26 protein-coding genes are annotated in these 20,221 nt (G+C 37.3%); 5 read left to right on the forward strand and 21 right to left on the reverse strand.

What is annotated here, in order from left to right; translation table 11 throughout:
* Positions 1-15: 15 nt before the first annotated feature.
* Both A8L44_RS01925 and A8L44_RS01930 read right to left on the reverse strand, forming a co-directional pair.
* A complete protein-coding gene (locus tag A8L44_RS01925; protein ID WP_077247941.1) occupies positions 16-405 on the reverse strand; it encodes a DUF3397 domain-containing protein in 390 nt (129 codons plus the stop codon).
* Entirely contained in the window at positions 406-1,305 is a 900-nt protein-coding gene (locus tag A8L44_RS01930) for a 2-dehydropantoate 2-reductase (protein ID WP_066100723.1), read from the reverse strand.
* A 417-nt stretch (positions 1,306-1,722) separates the two neighbouring features.
* Here A8L44_RS01930 and A8L44_RS01935 point away from each other — a divergent pair, with 417 nt between their 5' ends.
* Complete coding sequence (locus tag A8L44_RS01935) at positions 1,723-2,184, forward strand: N-acetyltransferase (protein WP_066100726.1); 462 nt, start codon at positions 1,723-1,725, stop codon at positions 2,182-2,184.
* A gap of 94 nt (positions 2,185-2,278) precedes the next feature.
* Here A8L44_RS01935 and A8L44_RS19295 read toward each other — a convergent pair whose 3' ends face one another.
* The 4 genes from A8L44_RS19295 to A8L44_RS01955 form a co-directional block, all read right to left on the reverse strand.
* On the reverse strand, positions 2,279-2,833 hold the full coding sequence (locus A8L44_RS19295) for an RsfA family transcriptional regulator (RefSeq protein ID WP_066100729.1): 555 nt from the start codon (positions 2,831-2,833) through the stop codon (positions 2,279-2,281).
* Positions 2,834-2,930: 97 nt separating this feature from the next.
* Positions 2,931-3,689 carry an enoyl-CoA hydratase/isomerase family protein gene (locus A8L44_RS01945; RefSeq protein ID WP_066100732.1) on the reverse strand — a complete coding sequence of 253 codons (759 nt, stop codon included), beginning with the start codon at positions 3,687-3,689 and terminating at the stop codon, positions 2,931-2,933.
* 59 nt (positions 3,690-3,748) lie between these two features.
* Positions 3,749-3,922 carry a 50S ribosomal protein L32 gene (rpmF, locus tag A8L44_RS01950; RefSeq protein ID WP_066100735.1) on the reverse strand — a complete coding sequence of 58 codons (174 nt, stop codon included), beginning with the start codon at positions 3,920-3,922 and terminating at the stop codon, positions 3,749-3,751.
* A gap of 52 nt (positions 3,923-3,974) precedes the next feature.
* A complete protein-coding gene (locus A8L44_RS01955) occupies positions 3,975-4,508 on the reverse strand; it encodes a YceD family protein (protein WP_066100738.1) in 534 nt (177 codons plus the stop codon).
* Positions 4,509-4,750: 242 nt separating this feature from the next.
* Here A8L44_RS01955 and A8L44_RS01960 point away from each other — a divergent pair, with 242 nt between their 5' ends.
* The gene (locus A8L44_RS01960) at positions 4,751-5,962 is read left to right on the forward strand and encodes a nucleotidyltransferase (protein WP_066100741.1); all 1,212 of its coding nucleotides are present in this window, start codon (positions 4,751-4,753) and stop codon (positions 5,960-5,962) included.
* Between the two features lie 60 nt (positions 5,963-6,022).
* On the opposite strand, the gene A8L44_RS01965 is transcribed toward A8L44_RS01960, so the two are convergent.
* Both A8L44_RS01965 and A8L44_RS01970 read right to left on the reverse strand, forming a co-directional pair.
* The gene (locus tag A8L44_RS01965; RefSeq protein ID WP_066100745.1) at positions 6,023-7,042 is read right to left on the reverse strand and encodes a SepM family pheromone-processing serine protease; all 1,020 of its coding nucleotides are present in this window, start codon (positions 7,040-7,042) and stop codon (positions 6,023-6,025) included.
* Positions 7,032-7,823, reverse strand: a complete 792-nt coding sequence (locus A8L44_RS01970) for a patatin-like phospholipase family protein (protein WP_066100748.1) — start codon at positions 7,821-7,823, stop codon at positions 7,032-7,034. Before A8L44_RS01970 ends, A8L44_RS01965 begins: the two co-directional genes overlap by 11 nt.
* Positions 7,824-8,023: 200 nt before the next feature.
* On the opposite strand from A8L44_RS01970, the gene ylbJ reads away from it, so the two are divergent.
* Positions 8,024-9,253 carry a sporulation integral membrane protein YlbJ gene (gene ylbJ, locus A8L44_RS01975; protein WP_066100751.1) on the forward strand — a complete coding sequence of 410 codons (1,230 nt, stop codon included), beginning with the start codon at positions 8,024-8,026 and terminating at the stop codon, positions 9,251-9,253.
* Between the two features lie 63 nt (positions 9,254-9,316).
* Here ylbJ and coaD read toward each other — a convergent pair whose 3' ends face one another.
* Positions 9,317-9,799, reverse strand: coding sequence for a pantetheine-phosphate adenylyltransferase (gene coaD, locus A8L44_RS01980; RefSeq protein WP_066100752.1), 483 nt, complete (start codon positions 9,797-9,799; stop codon positions 9,317-9,319).
* A gap of 26 nt (positions 9,800-9,825) precedes the next feature.
* Positions 9,826-10,377, reverse strand: coding sequence for a 16S rRNA (guanine(966)-N(2))-methyltransferase RsmD (gene rsmD / locus A8L44_RS01985; protein WP_066100754.1), 552 nt, complete (start codon positions 10,375-10,377; stop codon positions 9,826-9,828).
* A gap of 477 nt (positions 10,378-10,854) precedes the next feature.
* On the opposite strand from rsmD, the gene A8L44_RS01990 reads away from it, so the two are divergent.
* A complete protein-coding gene (locus tag A8L44_RS01990; protein WP_066100755.1) occupies positions 10,855-11,244 on the forward strand; it encodes a DUF7147 family protein in 390 nt (129 codons plus the stop codon).
* Between the two features lie 33 nt (positions 11,245-11,277).
* On the opposite strand, the gene A8L44_RS01995 is transcribed toward A8L44_RS01990, so the two are convergent.
* The 5 genes from A8L44_RS01995 to A8L44_RS02015 form a co-directional block, all read right to left on the reverse strand.
* Positions 11,278-11,550: a YlbG family protein gene (locus A8L44_RS01995; RefSeq protein ID WP_066100758.1), complete on the reverse strand. Its 273-nt coding sequence runs from the start codon at positions 11,548-11,550 to the stop codon at positions 11,278-11,280.
* 348 nt (positions 11,551-11,898) lie between these two features.
* The gene (locus A8L44_RS02000) at positions 11,899-12,336 is read right to left on the reverse strand and encodes a YlbF family regulator (RefSeq protein ID WP_066100761.1); all 438 of its coding nucleotides are present in this window, start codon (positions 12,334-12,336) and stop codon (positions 11,899-11,901) included.
* Positions 12,337-12,525: 189 nt separating this feature from the next.
* Positions 12,526-12,765: a YlbE-like family protein gene (locus A8L44_RS02005; protein ID WP_066100764.1), complete on the reverse strand. Its 240-nt coding sequence runs from the start codon at positions 12,763-12,765 to the stop codon at positions 12,526-12,528.
* An 18-nt stretch (positions 12,766-12,783) separates the two neighbouring features.
* Positions 12,784-13,185, reverse strand: coding sequence for a spore coat protein YlbD (gene ylbD, locus A8L44_RS02010; RefSeq protein ID WP_066100766.1), 402 nt, complete (start codon positions 13,183-13,185; stop codon positions 12,784-12,786).
* A gap of 177 nt (positions 13,186-13,362) precedes the next feature.
* Positions 13,363-14,427 carry a CAP domain-containing protein gene (locus A8L44_RS02015; protein WP_139063788.1) on the reverse strand — a complete coding sequence of 355 codons (1,065 nt, stop codon included), beginning with the start codon at positions 14,425-14,427 and terminating at the stop codon, positions 13,363-13,365.
* 273 nt (positions 14,428-14,700) lie between these two features.
* Between A8L44_RS02015 and A8L44_RS02020 the strand changes: the two genes are divergently transcribed.
* Positions 14,701-15,066, forward strand: coding sequence for a YugN family protein (locus A8L44_RS02020; protein WP_066100769.1), 366 nt, complete (start codon positions 14,701-14,703; stop codon positions 15,064-15,066).
* A gap of 43 nt (positions 15,067-15,109) precedes the next feature.
* Here the strand turns inward: A8L44_RS02020 and A8L44_RS02025 are convergent, their stop codons facing one another.
* From A8L44_RS02025 to ctaD, 6 genes are all read right to left on the reverse strand, one after another.
* On the reverse strand, positions 15,110-15,607 hold the full coding sequence (locus A8L44_RS02025) for a hypothetical protein (RefSeq protein WP_066100772.1): 498 nt from the start codon (positions 15,605-15,607) through the stop codon (positions 15,110-15,112).
* Between the two features lie 160 nt (positions 15,608-15,767).
* Entirely contained in the window at positions 15,768-16,235 is a 468-nt protein-coding gene (locus A8L44_RS02030; protein WP_066100775.1) for a DUF420 domain-containing protein, read from the reverse strand.
* Between the two features lie 108 nt (positions 16,236-16,343).
* Positions 16,344-17,225, reverse strand: coding sequence for a cytochrome c oxidase assembly factor CtaG (gene ctaG, locus A8L44_RS02035; RefSeq protein ID WP_066100778.1), 882 nt, complete (start codon positions 17,223-17,225; stop codon positions 16,344-16,346).
* Positions 17,226-17,347: 122 nt separating this feature from the next.
* Positions 17,348-17,680, reverse strand: coding sequence for a cytochrome c oxidase subunit IVB (gene ctaF, locus A8L44_RS02040; RefSeq protein ID WP_066100781.1), 333 nt, complete (start codon positions 17,678-17,680; stop codon positions 17,348-17,350).
* A gap of 6 nt (positions 17,681-17,686) precedes the next feature.
* On the reverse strand, positions 17,687-18,319 hold the full coding sequence (locus A8L44_RS02045) for a cytochrome (ubi)quinol oxidase subunit III (RefSeq protein WP_066100784.1): 633 nt from the start codon (positions 18,317-18,319) through the stop codon (positions 17,687-17,689).
* Positions 18,319-20,199 carry a cytochrome c oxidase subunit I gene (gene ctaD / locus A8L44_RS02050; RefSeq protein ID WP_066100787.1) on the reverse strand — a complete coding sequence of 627 codons (1,881 nt, stop codon included), beginning with the start codon at positions 20,197-20,199 and terminating at the stop codon, positions 18,319-18,321. The genes A8L44_RS02045 and ctaD overlap by 1 nt, the downstream gene beginning before the upstream one ends.
* Between the last annotated feature and the right edge of the window lie 22 nt (positions 20,200-20,221).

Here is a 20,221-nt window from a genome sequence, read left to right on the forward strand (position 1 = left end):
GGTATTGCTACTCGCCTATGTAAATACTTTTACTATTCTCTCAAGAATCCCAATTGCGGCCAATAAAAAATAGGCGGCAGAGAATAACAGGAATGAAGCTCTCCAAAAACCAGTGAAAACTCTTTTCAAGTCAACCTCTTCCCTTACTTTGTAATGCATAAACAACACAGCGGAAGCGATTATAATCAAGACAATTAAAATAATCCATAAGTATGAATGTTCAAAAAGAGCGATGATTGCATAATGAACTGCCATAATCAAAAAAACCGTCGTAGCGTCGGCAGAAAGCCTGACTGCCTTTTTGTTATTTTTAAGCATCTGTCGGGAAATTGTATATACGGTCAAATAAACAATAATTGGCATGATTACGCAAATAGCGATAAGGCCTGCTAATAAGCTGTCCACTCACATCTCCTCACTTTCTTCCATACCACGCACCATATTAAACAGCATTTTACATTGAGGTGCTGGGATATCATTCTTATCTGCTTCGCGAATACAATATCCAAGGATTGCCTCTATTTCAGTCTTTTTATCCAACTGAAGATCCCTTAACATAGAAGAGGTATTCTTGGCTGTTCGACCACATATTGTAATAATTCTCTCCAAATAAATCTGATGCTCAGCCTCCGGAATTAATAACGAATGACAAACCTCCTGACAGATGGATTCCACCAGCTTAATGTAATATGTATTTTTTATTAATTCTCCGTTGCGAACCCCTAGTATACTGGTCAACGGGTTTATAACAGAATTAATAATCAATTTTTCAGTATGAATTGATTTGATATCAGGGAGCAATTGCACCGGAAAACCATCCGTATCCAAATATTCCATACCCGGCAGCTTCCTTCCTCTATATAAGCCCATTTTTATCATTCCAATTCCTGTATGGTGAACCGTATGATTATTTTCCCGAATGGCACCATGCTCAACAATCCCAGTATAGATTGTGGAAACCAGCAATGCAGGTAAATGAGCGAAATGACTCATACCATTTTGCAAAAAGACAACTGCAGATGCATTCTCTTCTAGTAGAGACCATAGATTTATGAGAGCGGTCTGCTTTACGGTTAGAATGATGATTTCTTGTCTTTGAATTAATTCTTCCGAATCATTAATACATACCGCATTAATATTTTTATAATTATGCTCACCCTGCATGTCAATCAGGGTGATTCCTTTTTTATTGATTTCGTCCGCTTGTAATGATGTGTGCGTGAATAGCGTAATTTGATGGTTATCACTCAGCTTGGAAGCTGCCAATAATCCAATTGCCCCTCCTCCTATTATCCCAATCCTCATGTTCTCCTCCAAGTGATCTTTTGCAATAATTGTAACATTTGCTATGTATGATGAAAAGATAACTCATCCTGTTTTGAGTCAATCGTCATTTAGCTGAATTATCGATGGCTTCCGCTCTATTTCCTTGTAGTTTGGAGGAATAGCATAACTTATACGGCTGGATTACCCATCGCTTATCAACCACTTCCTTCTTGTGGCTGGATTAATCATGAACTCCGCTCTATTTCTTTGTCGATTGGCCAGATTACCTACTTATTCGGCTGAATTTCACACTTATTCACACTTATTCGGCCGATCCTCATTCAACAAGTGTTTCAGTAGCCGTCCTGACGACTAAAAATTATGATTTTTCTATATATTTAGCTATAATGGAAATATAAGTATAAACTTTTCACATACATTTAAGGGGGCTATGAAGTGAGTGTAAAGGTTGAAAAATTACGCGTTAACTACCGCACGCTTGAAGAATTCAAGAAATTTAAGGAATATGGTTTGCAAGAATTATCCATGCTTGAAGATCTGCAGGCAAATCTTATTGAAGATAATAGCGAATCACCTTTTTACGGCATCTATTTTGGGGATAAATTAGTTGCCAGGATGAGTCTTTATAAAATCGATGCCAGGTTTGATAAATATTTTGACCCTCCACAGGATTACTACGAAATATGGAAGCTTGAAGTTTTACCGGATTATCAAAAAAAGGGATACGGCTCCATGCTCGTCCAATTCTCCAAAGATCTTGGCCTACCAATCAAAACAAACCCAAGAGTCCATTCACGTAATTTTTGGGAAAAACAAGGCTTCGAACCTGTAGAGTATGATATGGAAAGAGATTTAGGAGAGAACCCACTGATTTGGCAGCCTAATAATGATAAATAGATTGACTTTAAGCTTTCCAGCGAGAAAGCTTTTTCTTTTCATCAAACATTAATAGAAGCACACCTTTTAAAAAGGCATGCTCCTGTAGCAATCATCATTTTTCCTCCGATAATTGACGTGCCCGATTCAGTAAATCAAGCAATCCACGGTAATCCTTCTCCATCTGCTTAAATCGTATTTCTACTGTATCTCTCTCTTGAACTAAATAATCTGCGTGCTTTTTTAACTCTGAGTATTCCAGCAGTAATTCTTCAGGCGAGCGGAATGATCGTTCTTCCAACCTACTCTTTAAGTTGGTTAAATAGGCAATAACCGTATCTAGAGAAAGATTGAGCTCAGCATCCCCGACTATTCCGACCGAGATTTTTTGTTCCTCACGCTGCGGCTGCTCCACCTCCAATTCCGCAGTCCCTAGCGATTTTTTAAGATCTTTACGTACTTTTTTAGCCAGCTCTATCCCTTCCGAATATTGCTTACGGACATAAGAATTCCATCTAAAGCCACATGCAGCCGGAGTTCTCGACAACCCTTTACCAACCTCTTCAAATGCTTTTAATTGTGTGCTTCCCTCACGGATATGGCGTAATACCACCTCCGCCAAATAGACATCCTCATCCTGCGACCATCCATCCTGCCTTGAACCTGTCATCCACTCTTCCCCCCAATAAGCATTCATAATATTCAATCATATGCGTCTAGTAGGAAAGATAGAATAAACAAGATTCTATTAACATGATAATCGCTTCTTATTGAGACTTTTTCTGAAATCGTTCCACAGTCTCCATATGGAATGGTAATACCCATAACTCTGAACATCGTTTAATCTCTTCTTGCATCCGTTTATACAAATCAGATGCTTTCTTTTTGCGGATAGTCATACTTTTATACGCCATCAACGCATTAATATCATTTTTAATAATAGGCTCAATAATCCCTACTATGGTTTTCTCATCTATATTTGACACAACGCCATTTGCAAATCCATACAAGCTTGCCTCTTCTTCAGTAAATTTTCTCCCCGACATCAGCCATTCCAGTCCCTTGGATTCTGCCACCCTCTCAAGTAAAAGAGCTCCACCGCCCCAACCGGTGGTAATTCCCTGCTGAATTTGAATAAAGCCCATAAAAGATCCTTTTTTTACATATCGAAAATCACATGCTGTAGCCAGTTCCAATCCACCGCCGACAGCCGGTCCATTTAAAAAAGCAAAAACAGGCTTCGGCAAAGTAGCTATTTTATATAAAATTTCTCCCATACGCGATAACATTTGGTAAGCATCTTTTTGATTATCAAGAAGATGAAAGACTTTTAAATCACCACCCGAACAAAAAACATTACCAGTTCCTGTGATCACCATAGCCTTACAATTTCCATCCGTTTTCACTTGTTCGATGGACTCTTCCAATAAATCCATAACCTCAAAATTTATGGCGTTCCTAACATGCGGCCGGTTTAGCGTAACAAGCAAATATCCTTCTTTTTTCTCCACAATCACTTCTTTCACCGTGAATCCCCCTTAAAAACAAAAAAGAACACAGGTTTCCCTGTGTTCTCTCGAGTTGATTATTTATTTACAACTTCTTTTCCTTTGTATGTTCCACATGCTTTACAGATACGGTGAGATAATTTCATTTCACCGCAGTTTGGGCATTCAACCATACCAGGGACTTGAAGTTTGAAATGCGTACGACGCAATCTCTTTCTAGTTTTCGAAGTTCTTCTGAAAGGTACAGCCATGTTTTACACCTCCTTAAAAAACGATGGTTCTATGGAAGACTTATGTAGTCTTTCATTTTTCACTGTTATCATCATTGTTGTCAAAAAAATGGGCCAACTTTGCCAGTCTTGGGTCAACTTTTTTAACTTGTTGGTCCTCTAAGATTAATTCCCAGTCATCTCCAGCTAGCGGAGCAGCACCTACAGGATGATCCGTATCACAGAATACCTGCAATGGAATCTCCGTGAGAATTATTTCTTTGATTACCGGCGTAAGATCCACTACATCACCCTCAGCCACATGATATTCTCCATCCTCAGTCTCCATACCTTCATATTGATTAAAAAGGTATGTCTCTGTTGTTTGAACATCGATTGGGAATGGGACATCAACTAAGGTTCTTGAACATGGTAATGTCAATGTACCAGATATTTTCAAATGAAAAGTAACTCGATTGGAACTCAAGTCAGCTTTCCCAAATACACGAATTGGTGAAATATCACGAATTTGCGGATCTGCCTTTTTCAGTTCAGAAAGATCTGCTGTCTCATCTACATTAAAACCATTGTCGCGAAATTTTTGCAGTTGTGGAATTGTCCATTTCATATTATATCACCTCAAGGCAACAAAGGTAATTATAGCTTTGGTAAATTCATTTGTCAATGTTTTTTCTTTACAGCCATATGTGATACCCTTATGCAAATTTTAAGCGCTTATCTATTTATTTTACCCGAAATGTTTCATTTTGAAAACAGAATTAATCAAGTGCAAGTTTAGGGAATGCTTGCTTCCTGATTCCTCCATCATATACTATAAAAAAAACAACCATTTATCAGGAGGTGTACAATATGAATGCCCTGGGACTTGTAGTAGAATATAATCCTTTTCATAATGGACATTTATATCATTTACAACAAGCCAAAGCTATTACAAATGCTGATGTGACCATAGGCGTGATGAGCGGAAATTTCCTTCAGCGGGGGGAACCAGCCCTGGTGGATAAATGGACAAGGACTTCCATGGCCTTAAAGGCTGGTATTGATCTAATCATCGAACTTCCATTTGTTCATGCTGTTCAAAAGGCTGAATATTTCTCCGAAGCATCTATCCTATTATTAGAGGAAGTTGGCTGTCAGTCTGTTTGTTTTGGCAGCGAGCAAGGAGAAATAGAACCTTTTATACATACATACTCAATTATTCAGGAAAATTCTAAGGAAATCGATCAATGGATACAGCACTATAGCAAGGAGGGATACAGCTACCCCAAGGCTGCCTCTCTGGCCTTTTCGGAACTACAAGCGCGTCATCCTTCTATGCTTTCTTTAGACCAGCCTAATAATATCCTTGGATATCACTATGTATCCGCGATTTTAAAACATAAATTATCCATCGAGCCAGTAACCATTAAACGAACAGGTTCCGGATATCACGATCCAACTCTCATGCCAGGTACAATAGCAAGTGCAACTGGTATACGGAAAGAATTAATGGAAAGCGGTAAACTGGATGCGATCTCTTCCTTTGTTCCGGATACAACATTTGCCCATCTAAAAGCATATCTAACAGAGCAGCGCACTTTGCATAATTGGGAGTTGTATTGGCCATTTTTAAAAGTTAAATTAATCACGACGCCCGCAGAATCTCTTGCCCAAATTTACGAAATGAAAGAGGGCTTAGAGAATCGATTAATTGAAGCCGCTGAACGCGCCAGTAATTTCATGGATTTTATGTCATTAATTAAAACGAAGCGTTATACCTGGACTCGGTTACAAAGAATACTAACCTATACGCTGTTAAATTTCACAAGAGATGAAATGCCAAAAGACCTGACTCCGCCATATATTCGCGTATTGGGATTTACAGCTGCCGGGCAGCAATATTTAAAAAGCATAAAAAAAGAAAAGGGAAATCAGATCGTATCACGCCTAGCAGCCTGTAAAAATCCTTTAATAAATATTGATAAGAGGGCTGCCATTGTTCATGCTGCCGCTTTTCCCTCAGCTATTTCTATGAAAGCTCAAAAACGTGAATATATGTCACCCATTGTATTAACTGATTAAAAAACGAAGCCATTGATTCACCGTACGAATCAATGGCTTATGCTTTAAATCAAGCAGCTCTTATTTCATGCTTTTTAAATAATCCAGTGCATCATCAACTGTGTCCACAGGAACAATAATCATATCTGTTCCAATCTCTTCTGCTGTTTTTACAGCAATTTTATAATCCGATTCCTCAGCACCTTGTTGATTGGGTGCAAAAAACACTTCCGCATCTGCACGATCAGCTGCTACAATTTTCTGATCAACACCACCGATAGGACCGACTGTTCCATCATCAGAAATGGTACCTGTTCCTGCTATTTTCTTCCCTTTCGTGTAATCCTCTTCCGTTAATTGATTAAAGATCTCCAATGTAAACATTAACCCAGCAGAAGGCCCCCCAATGCTATCTGCGTTTATCTCGATATCTCGGTCTGTTTCAACACTTCGATCCTCAACCAAGGTAATGCCAACGCCAACTCGTCCAGTTTCCTCTAGCATCTCCAATTGAAGTGTCTTAACAATATTTTTATTATCACGCTTTATTTCTAATTTCACTTGGTCCCCAGCTTTTTTCGAGGAGATATAGTCTATGAAAAATTCACTTGACTCAATTTCACTTCCATCGACTTTAATAATTCGATCTCCAGGTTTCAATACTCCGTCTGCAGGTTTACCCTTGGCAATCTGCAGCACATATATGCCTTCTACTTTTACTTTGGCTTCATAGCCTGCTTTTTTATACCCGTTCAGGATAGCGGATGTTTGGGAATCATCCATCAATTTCAATTGTCTAACCGTATATTCTTCATCGGTTTCATCCTGACTTCTAATTTGTTCCAGTTCATAAATCCTATGATAATCTGCTATTTTAGCCCATGCATATGTATAAATATTCGCTCTGCCCATTCGGATCGTTGTCAGCATAAAAGAGCCATCTGCTTCACTTCCATTTTCAACCTCTACAAATTGCTCCAATGTCTCCGCCGACCCAGGGGTGGAAACATAATAAGGCAATTTATAAAATGCAGCCAGAAATGCCAGCAATAGAACTGCAACCCCAATTTTGCCTATATTAAGTTTACGCTTATGCTTCATCTTTTTTCTCCTTCCAATGCTGTATGGCCTCTTTAATCTCCGGCAGTTTTTTTCTTGCTTCTTGCTCCCCAATCATAATAATTTCAAGAATGTTTGTAAATGCCAATGAACTAAATGATTCTACAGCAGGCTGAATCATTACGTCAGCGTTAATCCCTTTCATTTTGACAATTTCCATTTGCAGTATATCTAAACTTTTAAAAATAACATCGTATATAGATTCAATATCCGTATCTCCTCTTGTTGCAGAGACATCGCTTGCAATCACAATATCCGCTCCCATTTCTTTCACAACCGATACAGGGACCCGATCCATTAATCCTCCATCTACAAGTAATTTCCCATTAATCCTTTTGGGCACAAAAATGCCTGGTATAGAAATACTTGCTCTTACCGCTTCATAAACAGGACCTTCCGTAAAAATAACTCTCTCTCCTTTTTCTATATCCGTTGCCACTATAGCCAATGGAATTGAAAGATCCTCTATATTTTGATTTTTTGTAAATAATCGAATGTATTCCTCAATCTTTTTCCCGGCTACAAAACCTAATCTGGGTACAGTCAGATCCATAAAGTATTTTCTTTTAAATTGCAACGAAACTTTTTGCAGCAGTTCTAAATCTGATCCACTTGCATAAAAACTGCCTATTAAAGCTCCCATACTGCTCCCGGCTATGCAGTCGATATTTATACCTTCACTATTTAGCACTTTTAATAAACCAATATGTGCAAATCCCCTTGCACCACCAGAGCCAAGCGCTAATCCAATTTTAGGTTCCATTTCTTTTGACTCTCCTTTATCCGTACTGATTTAAGGCATGTTCCCTTAATAGGAGTCTTAGTTCTAAATTATTTTACTTTGAGTATATTTTGTTATTGGGGACAACCCAGCTATATACAAAACTTCTTTTGATTTTACTAAATATATTTTAGCACCAGATTATTTACCACGCTTAAATTTAATAAGGGAAGGGATATAAATTGGATAAATCAATCTTAAAATCAATGCTTTTTGCGTTAATTGCAGTTATTATGGCAGCTGCATTGATCTTGATGCCACAGGAAGCCTTCGAAGCCTCTGTTCGAGGGTTGAATATATGGCTTGAAATTGTCTTTCCTTCCTTATTGCCTTTTTTAATTATTGCAGAAATGTTGATTGCATTTGGTGTCGTAAAACTACTGGGTGTCTTTTTAGAGCCACTAATGCGTCCATTGTTTAAGGTACCAGGAGTAGGAGGATTTGTATGGGCAATGGGACTTGCATCCGGTAATCCTTCTGGAGCAAAACTAACAGCTAGGCTGAGAGATGAAGGTCAGCTATCCAGAATAGAAGCTGAACGGTTAGTGTCGTTTACCAGCTCATCGAATCCATTATTTATTTTCGGTGCTGTATCTATCGGTTTTTTTAATAATGCTAAACTTGGAATACTTTTAGGATTAACTCATTATGCAGCGAATATTTTCGTCGGTTTAGTAATGAGGTTTTACGGGAGAAATGAAGAGAAAAAAAATCTTAACCGCAGTAAAAAAGATACAAGTATTTTCCCAATCATGACAGCTTTAAAAAGTATGCACCGTACCCGTCTAAATGACCAGCGGCCATTTGGAAAAATATTAGGAGACGCAGTTAATTCCTCCATACAAACCCTTTTGATGATTGGAGGATTTATCATTATTTTTTCCGTGATCAACAAGCTATTGTTTCACTTACATATTACCAGCTTCTTTGCATCCATTTTCAGCAGCCTGTTCCACACGCTTCATCTGCCATCTACTTTAAGCATCCCTTTTATTTCGGGGTTATTTGAAATCACGTTGGGATCGCAATTAACAAGCCAAGCTGGCGGTGCAACACTATTGACACAAGCAATCATAGTCAGTGCTTTACTCGCATTTGGAGGATTCAGTATACAAGCTCAAGTTGCCAGCATCTTAGCCGAAACAGATATACGCTTTAAACCATTCTTTCTTGCACGCCTCATCCATACATTTTTTGCTGCGATACTTACATTGATTTTGTGGAAACCTGTATATCTGCGATTATCTACTTCTGAAAATACATCAATCACCGAATTTGTTTTTTCAATGGAAACGCAGGGATTATCCAGCACTATCTTCAGTTTCTTCCTTAATTACGGTGCATTGATTACTATTCTTTCTTTGGCTGGCTACACCCTTTTATTATACATACAGTATAGGAAATCCATATAAAAAGCCAATCCCTAATTTAAGTAGGATTGGCTTCTTTTTAACAGCAATATAAATGAGTACATTTTATTCAGACATCTTTATTCTCAGCCGTTTTTGTACACATTCAGGAACAAGCTCTGAAACATCTCCACCGTACTTCGCTACTTCTTTTACGATCGATGAGCTCAAAAAAGAATATTGATTATTTGTCATGATAAAGAATGTTTCAATTTGATCGTTTAATAAGCGATTCATAGAGGTGATTTGCATCTCATACTCGAAGTCAGAAACGGCTCTCAACCCTCGGATGACTGCATTTGCATTTCTTGCCTTAGCATAATCCACGAGCAACCCCTGAAAGCTATCCACTTTCACATTTGGTATATGGGCAGTTGCTTCTTCAATGATTTGCACTCTCTCCTCCACAGTAAATAGAGATTTTTTAGCAGAATTATGAAGGACACCGACATATATTTCGTCAAATATGTTTGCTCCTCTTTGAATAATATCAAGATGTCCATATGTTATAGGATCAAAACTTCCAGGACATACAGCTATTTTTTTCACTATTCTCCCCCCATTTCTATAAATATTTAACGCTCAAAAAAGGACACAGCCGTAATGCCATACTTTTCAACACGGAACTTAGTAAAATTACCAATCTTTTCAGGCAACGTTAATTCTTCTCCATGTTCGCATATTATCATACCGTCTTCTGCCAATAATTCAGCACTTTCGATTTCTTCAATAAGAACAGGTATCATATTAGCTATTTTATAGGGAGGATCCATAAAAATGAGGTCAAATTGAGCTTTTCTCTTTCCAAGAGCTTTTAATGATCTTAAAGCATCACTCCTATGTACCTCGGATTGACTTTCGAATTTACATGAACTGATATTCGTTTTAATAATTTGAATAGCTTTTGAGTCCTTATCAACAAAAACTCCTTTTTCCATTCCTCTGCTCAAGGCTTCAAGCCCAAGGGATCCGCTTCCTGAAAATAAATCCAGAACCGCTCCACCTTCAAAATATGGTCCTACAATATTAAATAAAGATTCTTTTACTTTGTCCGTTGTTGGCCGGGTTGTCATGCCTGGAACAGCCTTTAATGGCCTTCCTTTACAAGTACCTGAAATGACTCGCATAATCTGTCACCAAATTTCATATGTATTCAACTTTCTAAAATATCCTACCACAAAATCTTGATTTCACAAATAGAAATCAAATTTCTGCGATCAGTGAATAGTTCAGGTTGATTTGGTCATACTACTAACAACAACATCTTCAGAGGTGTTGTTGCCAACCGCGGAGAAGACTTACGTTTCCCCATAAGTTCTTCCTCCGGTTTCTCCTCTCCCTTTGCCTTCTGCGTTTGTAAAAGCGCGTAGAAGGAAGCCCTGGCGCCTATGTGTGCCAGGGCTTTTCTTTTAGGTGAATTAACTACAGATCAACCGACACCCATTTTTTCCACAGTGAACAAGGTGGACAGTTTCAAAAATAACTAATTTGATTAATAGAACAGTTGATTCGAACACTTTATTGGGATACATTTATATTCCTGATGAACTAGACCGGATTATGATACACTTATCAATATCCGATTTACAGGAGGAAAAACAAGAATGAATCAACGTTTTATAGAACTAGGCCCCGGATATTCTGACCTTTATGAGCTATTGGAATTAGCAAAGGCTAATCAATATCGAATCAATTATTTTTTATGCTTACAGTCAGAGGGACCTAGCGGCAAAGTCATGTCGTTTGTATTGGTTATGAAAAAATCAAGCTATGGCGACTTCATCCCACTTTATATTTGCAGAGAAGGAATACCTGTTTTAGTTAATAAGCCAAGCAAGCGTTATGAACTTTTTGACCAAGCAGCCAAGGAGCAAGGTAAAGAAATTATATCGTTGGAAGTTAGGCATTCATCTACTTTTGCTGACCCTGACCTTTATTATCAGTATTTAATAGGTATCCTGCGCATGAACCGTTTTTTACCCCCATGGCAATAAAGAAAAACCGGACCCATTAGGATCCGGTTTTCTTTAAATGCCTATTCTATATTCTTCCTTTTCTTTTTCATGCTTTTTACTCTCAAATTCAGTTTTAATAAAAGGTTTTTGAGAAAATTCAACTTTTTTGACAAAAGCATAGGAAGATAATTTTTCTGAAACTGCTTCTATTTCGTCCATATTTACATATAATACGGCATATTTTAATTTGCGGGAAACATAATGCAGATTGCCTGTTTTACGCAGAGTTTTCACTTGTTTTAGACTATGCAGCCAAACAATCAGGCTTTGCCTTTCTACAAACATATACATACCCCTTTAGGATGCAATTTATATTTAGTGTACCATATTACTAAAAGATGTATCAATATTTAGAAATGCTATGCAGAATTAGTGAATAAATCTAGAGATTGCAACTAACTCGATTATCTCCTTGGATAGGTCTGCACTATCAGAGTTTATATCAAGTATGATAAGAGTACTTTAAATGAAACTGCATAATAGAAAAGATATCGATCCCACTTTCCTATGGAGAATCGGATAGGTTTATCATACAACCTCAACGTTTGTATTAGTTGCTACAAAATCTAATTTCGGCCATATACCAAAAGGCAACCCCATTTGTTCTGGGATTGCCTTTTTTTCTCGTTCCTATCAGGAACATCCACAGCTTCCTCCGCTGCCACAGCCTCCGCTACAGGATGATTCAAAAAACGGATTTCCTGTCGGGACTTTTATATGAGGGGATACTGAATGACCAATCAGCATACTAATTTCATCAAGTAATTGCTGTAAGTTTGTTTCAGCCTGTTTATATTCAATAACAGATGGATGAAGGTCCATTTCTCTTTTAGCCTCACGAATTGCTTTAGAGACAGTACGATAATCCGGATGGTATCTTCCGAAACGCTGTACTTCTTCGTAAGCGTCCTTTAAAGAATTAAACGCTTGAATTTTTTTCTGGGCCGTTTTATCCTTATACATCTGAGTTAAACTTAAAAAGTATTGCTTAGCTATATCTGAGTTCATTATATCTTTAGCCAATTGTTCAGCATGGTCAATGATTTCAACCGTTTCAATAGTAGCAAGCATGAAAATACTCACCTCCAACTTTATCATACCATGTAATATCCAAGGATGCTATAACTTAGAAATATTATCCACCTATAAAAGATATATGGCTTGTCCCCTATTACTTTGGTAAGTAGAAGAAGTAATTCGCTGCCAAACACCCCTTACTTCATCTACTCTTACAGAACGTCCTCATTTTTTTAGGAACCGTTATTCACCAGTATTCATTGACTGAAACATCGAAACCATCATAGAAGCCATTTGAACGCTGTTTGAAAGCTGATGAACACGATCCGGAATCGTTTTTTTAAAAAAGTACTTAGCTTCAGTATCAAATTTCGAAAAATCCTGTGGATTTCTGCACAAACGTCTGTACCAGATTGGTTGTTGCCTCAAAAAACTCAGTAAATCTTCATCTGCCTCAATTAATTCATAGATATCTTGTCTCAAGCTCTCACTCCTACCTAGCTAATCTTGCCGAAATTTGAAAGGATGATTATTCTGGACGGAAGGTGGTGCACTTTCTGATTGTCCGGAAGATTGAAATTGAGACATGACTCCCTGAACCACTCCTAAAACCTGACTAAAATTCCCAATTTGTTTTTGAATTTGATCAGGGTCCATTTTTTTAAGTTGATTTAAAAGCTGCGAAATAAACTCGCCCTTATCTGTTTTTTCAGTCTCATCCTTTTCCTTTTTTTCCTCTTTATATTCATTCCACACTTCATCCTGATCACCCAGCAAAGACCAATCTTCATAAATTTCCTGCCATGTTTTCTTACCCATTCTTACATCTTTTACGATTTTCGGATTACTCTTAAGAAAAAGCTTAAAATCCTGGACAGAAGGATGCAATTTGGAATCATCCATTTAATTTCACCTCACCACATGACATACGCCTAGGGTAGTATATGTTTCGAAATATAGAAAAGTGATGCATATTTCCAAAGAATTCCGCACATAGACTTCCTTTATACAAATAATATTTACACACAAAAAAGAGCACTGAGGAGAAATACTTTCCTTCAGTGCTCTTTTTTGTATCATTTAATCAGATAACGCAACAAAGTTTTGAGTATAGTATCTTTTATATACTCCCACACCAAGGCGCGTAAAATCTTCATTTAACATTATATCTCTGTGCCCTTTACTATTTAACCATCCTTCAACAGCCGCAATTGCATCTGTATACTGAGCAGCTATGTTTTCGCCAGCTGAGTAGTAAGAAACACCGCCTTCCTTCAAACGATCACCAACATCTTTATCATCGGGTGATACATGATCGAAATACTCATTCACCATCATGTCTTCGCTATGTTTAAATGCCACAGCTGAAATTTTTTCATCAAATTCAAGGGTACCTAAGTCAAAACGTGTTCGTATGATATTTGTCAAATCAAGAATTTGCTGCTGACTTCCTTCTTCAACCAGCTTCCATTCTTCATCCGTTAACTCTTCAGGTTCATCCAATTCTCCACGGTATGTCAGCTCATATGGCTTATGCATAATCAATGTCTTTGCATCCATAAACCTCACACCTGATACCTGACCGAGAATTTTATCCAAATAAACCTGAGCATACATATCGCCAAACTTTATTAGAGGGCGATAATGAAGATCTTCTTCCGACAACTCGAAACGATATTCAGTGCCTTTCCAATTCAGTTCTATATAACTATTCATATTCAATTCCTTATACAAGGACTCCACTGTTTGATCAATAAAGAATGGATATAAATTAATATCTTCTGCTGAACTGTATAGGGTTACAATTTTTTTATCTTTTTCGTTTACGCCAAATTGTATATACTTACTTAATGTATCATTATAGATCCACCAGTTATATCCATAAGCTGAAGGATCAATACGGTCTGGCTCCCCATATTCATCCAGTAACTGATTACTGGTTTTACCAATCCATTTAGATACACCCTGTTCAGGTCTGGATTCGTTATCTGTTAATTCTTTAATCTTATCCGAAGTTTCCATTGTATTTTCATTAACGGAATTTTGATCAATGATAGCTGTATTTTCTTTGACATCATCTTTAACCGTTACATAGATGCCGAAGATGGTGATTAAAATTAAACTAAAGAAAACCCTAAAGACCAATTTCAGAGGTGGTCCCTCCTGTCATTCTTACTTTATATTTTTTTATTATACCATTAGAATTCAAACAAACCTATCACTTAAATGTAAACAATGAAAAATAAGTATAATATAAACATATTGGATAGCAAAATGAACGAATTTACCTTTCTGCCTCTATAAAAGAACAATTTATTGCAGATAAGGTAAAATAATACTAAAATTAAAATTGAGAATTTCCAAAACTTGTTTCATACCGAACAAAGCATTTTCTAAAAGGGGATAGGAGGAAATAAGATGAGATTTGAAAATACAGGACTTGAAAAATACCAAGTTAACCTTAACAGGCTAGATGAGGTTATGAGTGAAAACGGTTTAGTCAGAGCCGAACAATGGGATTACGAACGCGTATCCTACGATAAGAAATATGAATTAAGGGATGGCACTTTTTATTTACGTGTCTTTGGCTATGCGGTTGAAGGTGACGTAGGTGCACATCGGGCAACTATCCAACTCATGACACCAGTCCTAGGTAAACACTATTATCCACATGGTGTTGAATATGGTGAAACAGAGCATTTTCCTACATCTCTTCAAAAACAATGCGAGACAGTTCTTGCGGCAGTTAAAGCTGAACTGGATATATTTGTAGAAGTGGAATAAAGGATTATTAAATAAGCCTGCAGATTGTATGATCTCCGCAGGCTTATTTTATTTTTTTTCTCATTAAACAATAATCCCCCTCCACTCCCACTGCTTTAAATCCATACTTTTTTAAGGTTTCCTTATAATAAAAACGTTTATCTGCTATTTCTGTTTGGATCATTTGGGCAATCCCTATTTTATGAATATAATAGAAAAAACCCTCCATAACTTCAGAAACAAACTCTTTTTCTATCTGAGCATCTGTAAAGCTTAAGGAAAAGGTTAATTTTTCACCTTCTCCCTCCAACTCCAATTCTCCAATGAATTTTTGGCTTTGCAAATCAATAATAAAACAGATCCACCAACCTACATCCCCACCTTCCAATTCATATAATTCTATTAAAAGAGGGAGTATACATTTTACGCGATCAGATGGGAAAGATTCAGGAACAATTACCGGCGATACCATTTTGAAATCATACGGGTACAAAATAAGGGACTTAGCCAATGAGATGGAACAAGGAAAGATAAGAATGCGATTAGTCCTAATTTGTTTCATTACCGCACCTCCGATTAATTGCCTCTAAATAAAGCCTATGATAAACATCAGCCAGTCCTGACAAAATCCATTCCTAAGCCGCCATGTAAAAGAAAGAAACGAAAAAAGGTCATCTCTAATTCTATGAGACGACCCGTTTTACCTATGCAACTTTTATTTTTTATGAACCAATAATCGCTTTAAATACACTTGTTGTTTTACCACCTTCGTATATTACATAAAGCAATAAATATACAGTGACACCAGCAACCGCGTTCACCATCCAAATGACGCTTGTAGGCGGAGCGATTTTTCGATGTTTCTCAATCTTCCCTTTAAAACCATAATACAGACTGATAATCCCCATTACGGCTCCTATTGTAGCCAATGTAATATGTGAGATTAAAAAGATTGTATAGTAAATTTTTATTGATTCAGGTCCTCCAAATGCCGTGTTCCCTATAAATAACGTTCTGCTTGCATAAATAATGAAGAACACAACTGCAAAAACAGCTGCCCAAAACATTAATTTTTCGTGGACCTTTATATTCCCTTTTTTTACTTGCCATACTCCAAAGCCTACAAGGATTGCGCTGATTACGATACAAGCCGTGCTGATCGTAGGCAGGACTGGTAATGAACTGCTCATAATGGTGGAACCTCACTTTACTTATTCTGTTAACTCTATAATTGTAAAATACTAAATTTGAAAACTCAAATTATTTTACAGTATTCACTAAAGTTTCACTATTATTAATTAGTTCCCTAAATGCGGATTTGCCTCCATAAAACGTTTTGTTTCTGCATCCGCATGTTTGGTATCTTCTTTAAACCAAGTGAAGAAAGTTGTAGCCAGGATAATTCCATATACTATTTCTTGAATTATTTTCATAATTACACCGCCTGTTTGCTGATCTTCAACAGCCGGCATATTTATAAACATTTGAGGACTGCTTAAGTCCAAAGTGGATAAGGTACCGGCAGGAACACACAATTTCATCGCCTCCATCCATACAGCTGGATCTGCATAGGTTGCATACATGGGATCTTTAGAAAAGATGATAAGCGCACAGGCCGGTGTAATTAATATACCATTGGCAAAGATATAGCCAATTTTCTTTAATCCTGATAATCGCTGGCTTTCTTCGATTTTATTAACTAGATGCCACCACATGAACAGCGAGGAAATAAACAATACCACTGTGAAAAGCCCATGAAGCAACATATTGACTTTGACGATATCAAAAATTGACGGAACATGGTAAAAAGAAAACAGTCCATTAAAGAAAATCAATGTTATTAATGGTTGTGTAATCATTAAAAACCATTTTTTAAATACGAACTTTTTTAGTAACCAATCCGGCAATCCCAATAGAAAAAATGGTGGAATAACTAAAAATAAAAAAGCCATTTGAACCATATGAACCGTAAAAGAAAGATGTCCCAATAAATCTATTGGCGACCCCTTTATCATGTATAAAAGAATCATAGCTATCGAGAAGTATACAGCTTCTTTCTTTTTAAATTGGTCACCTGCTTTAAAATAGGTGATATAAAAATAGAAGGCTATGATCAATAGTGTCACGAGGAACAGGTAAGGACTCCATAGGGCCCTAAATCCAAATATATCTAATTCCATTTATCTCACCTCATAATTAGTTTTCCTGCCCAGAAATTCACAAGAAAATATCAAATAACCCAGAAATCATATAGTTTTAGTTTCTAAAAAAAATCGGCTTAACAAGTTAAGCCGATTCCATCTTAAATCCACACAATTAATACAAATGCAAGGATAGTAGTCACACCGATCAGTAACCCGGTATACATAAATCCTGCCATCGTTCCATGACCTTCTTTATTCATATGCATGAAATAATAGAGCTGAAAAATGACTTGGATTACCGCAAGCAACAAGATGAATGGTAAAACGAACCACTTGGAAAATCCATCATAACCTACTGCAAAGAACGCAATTAAGGTTAGAAAGATCATCATAATAAATGTAATAACCTGCATCTTCATATCTTCCGCATTTTTCTTACGTCTATATTTAAGAGCTTCTTTACTAAGATGTGTTTTAGGTTGATTTTCCATTTATCATCACCCCACCATTCCCATTAAGTAAACGACTGTAAAAATGAATACCCATACAACGTCGATAAAATGCCAGTATAGGCTCGCAACATAAAATTTCGGAGCATTATACAGATTTAAGCCACGTTTCGAATTACGGAGCATTAACGTAATAATCCACAATAGTCCAAAGGTTACATGGGCACCATGGAAGCCGACTAATGTGTAGAAGGCGGATCCAAATGCAGAACCTGTAAATGTGTGATGATATTCATGCACATAATGATTAAATTCATAGATTTCTAAGCCCAGGAAAGCAGCCCCTAATAAAACAGTGATTAACAGCCAAAACTGCATTTGTTTAAAATCGTAGTTTCTCATATGATACATCGCATAAACACTTGTTAATGAGCTGGTTAACAGCAGCATAGTAGCAATAAACGCCAGCGGCATATCAAATAAATCTTTGGCTAGAGTCATTTCCTTATTAGGCGGTACACTATCTTTCAGAGCTAAGTATGTTGCAAATAATGAAGCAAAAAGCACTGTCTCTGCAGCGAGGAAAAGCCAAAAACCTAAAAATTTATGCTTTCCGTCATCTGTATGTTTCTCAGGGTGAGATGGCCATGTTTCTGGTGTGAATTTTTGCCCTGCATTCATTACACCTCAACCCCCTTATCACTTTTAGCATTAGAAGATACCAAATCTTCTTTATGGATATGATACCCATGATCATCTTTAACGGAACGGATGAGCATAGCTATAAAGGTAATCAACAAACCAATCACCATTACCGGGACTGTCCATTCTTTATCCGTTGCATTATAAAGTGCTCCAAATGCAGCAACAAACAATCCAAAAGAAATAATAACAGGAAGAATTGAATTGTTAGGCATATGGATATCACCAAGAGGTTCAGCCGGTGTCATCGCATTTCTACCTTCCATTTTTTCAAGCCACCATGCATCATATCCTCTTACTAATGGTAATCTTTCAAAGTTGTATTCAGGAGCCGGTGAAGAAATTGCCCACTCAAGTGTACGTCCATCTTGCCATGGGTCATTACCGACTTTAACATTTTTAACTGAAGTAACTACGATATTAACCAATAATATAATGACTGCTACAGCCATCATGAATGCACCGACAGTAGATATTAAGTTGCCATTATCCCATCCCTGTCCGTCCAAATAAGTGAAAACACGTCTAGGCATTCCCATTAATCCAAGGAAATGTTGAACAAAGAATGTTAAATGGAATCCGATTAGGAATAACCAGAATGTGATTTTACCCATGAATTCATTCAATACTGTACCGAATATTTTTGGCCAGTAAAAATGTGTACCTGCCAACAAGGCCAGAACTACTCCACCGACGATAACATAGTGGAAATGGGCAACAACGAAATAGCTATCATGATACTGATAGTCAGCCGGAGCTGCAGCATTCATAATTCCCGTTACTCCACCCATTACAAAAGATGGAATAAATGCAACGGCGTATAACATAGGGGTCGTAAACGTAATCTGACCACCCCACATCGTGAAAATCCAGTTGAAGATCTTTATACCAGTCGGAACAGCTATCGCCATTGTTGCTACTGCGAATATCGCATTTGCGACTGGCCCAAGACCAACCGTAAACATATGGTGAGCCCATACCATGAATCCTAGGAAACCGATTAAAATGGTTGCAAAGACCATAGATGAGTATCCAAATAATCTCTTTCTCGAGAATGTTGGAATAATTTCAGAGAATATTCCGAATGCCGGAAGAACCAAAATATATACTTCCGGATGTCCAAAGATCCAGAATAAATGTTCCCAAATAATTGTATTTCCACCCAAAGCCGTTACAAAGAAACTGGAACCAAACATACGGTCAAACATCATTAGTGTCAAACCAACTGTAAGCGGCGGGAAAGCAAATAGAATTAAGGCAGATGCCACAAATGTTGTCCACGTGAAAAGCGGCATACGCATAAACGTCATTCCAGGTGCTCTCATATTAATAATTGTGGCCAGGAAGTTAATTCCCCCTATTAACGAGCCCATACCTGATATCTGAAGTCCAAGTATGTAAAAATCTATACCGTGACCTTCAGAAGCCAATGATAGAGTTGCATAAGATGTCCATCCGGCATCAGGCGCTCCGCCCATAAACCAGGATAAGTTTAAAAAGACTCCTCCAAAGAAAAACAACCAAAAACCTAATGAATTTAAAAATGGAAATGCTACGTCTCTAGCCCCGATTTGCAGCGGCATAATCGCATTCATAAATCCAAGCAATAAAGGCATGGCGGCAAGGAAAATCATGGTTGTTCCATGCATGGTAATAATTTGGTTAAACATTCCACCACTGATAAAATCATTTTCTGGCTTTACAAGCTGAATTCTTATAAACATTGCCTCAAGCCCACCCAGCAAGAAGAAAAATCCACCTGCAAAGATATAGAGCTTGGCAATTTTCTTATGGTCAACAGTCGTTAAATAATCCCAAATGACACTAAGAAACCCCTTTTTTTGAGCAATAGTACTCACGTTTTAACCTCCCCTTTGAAAA

Origin of the sequence: Bacillus sp. FJAT-27986 (genome assembly GCF_001685035.1) — a bacterium.
GTDB lineage: Bacteria > Bacillota > Bacilli > Bacillales > Pradoshiaceae > Pradoshia.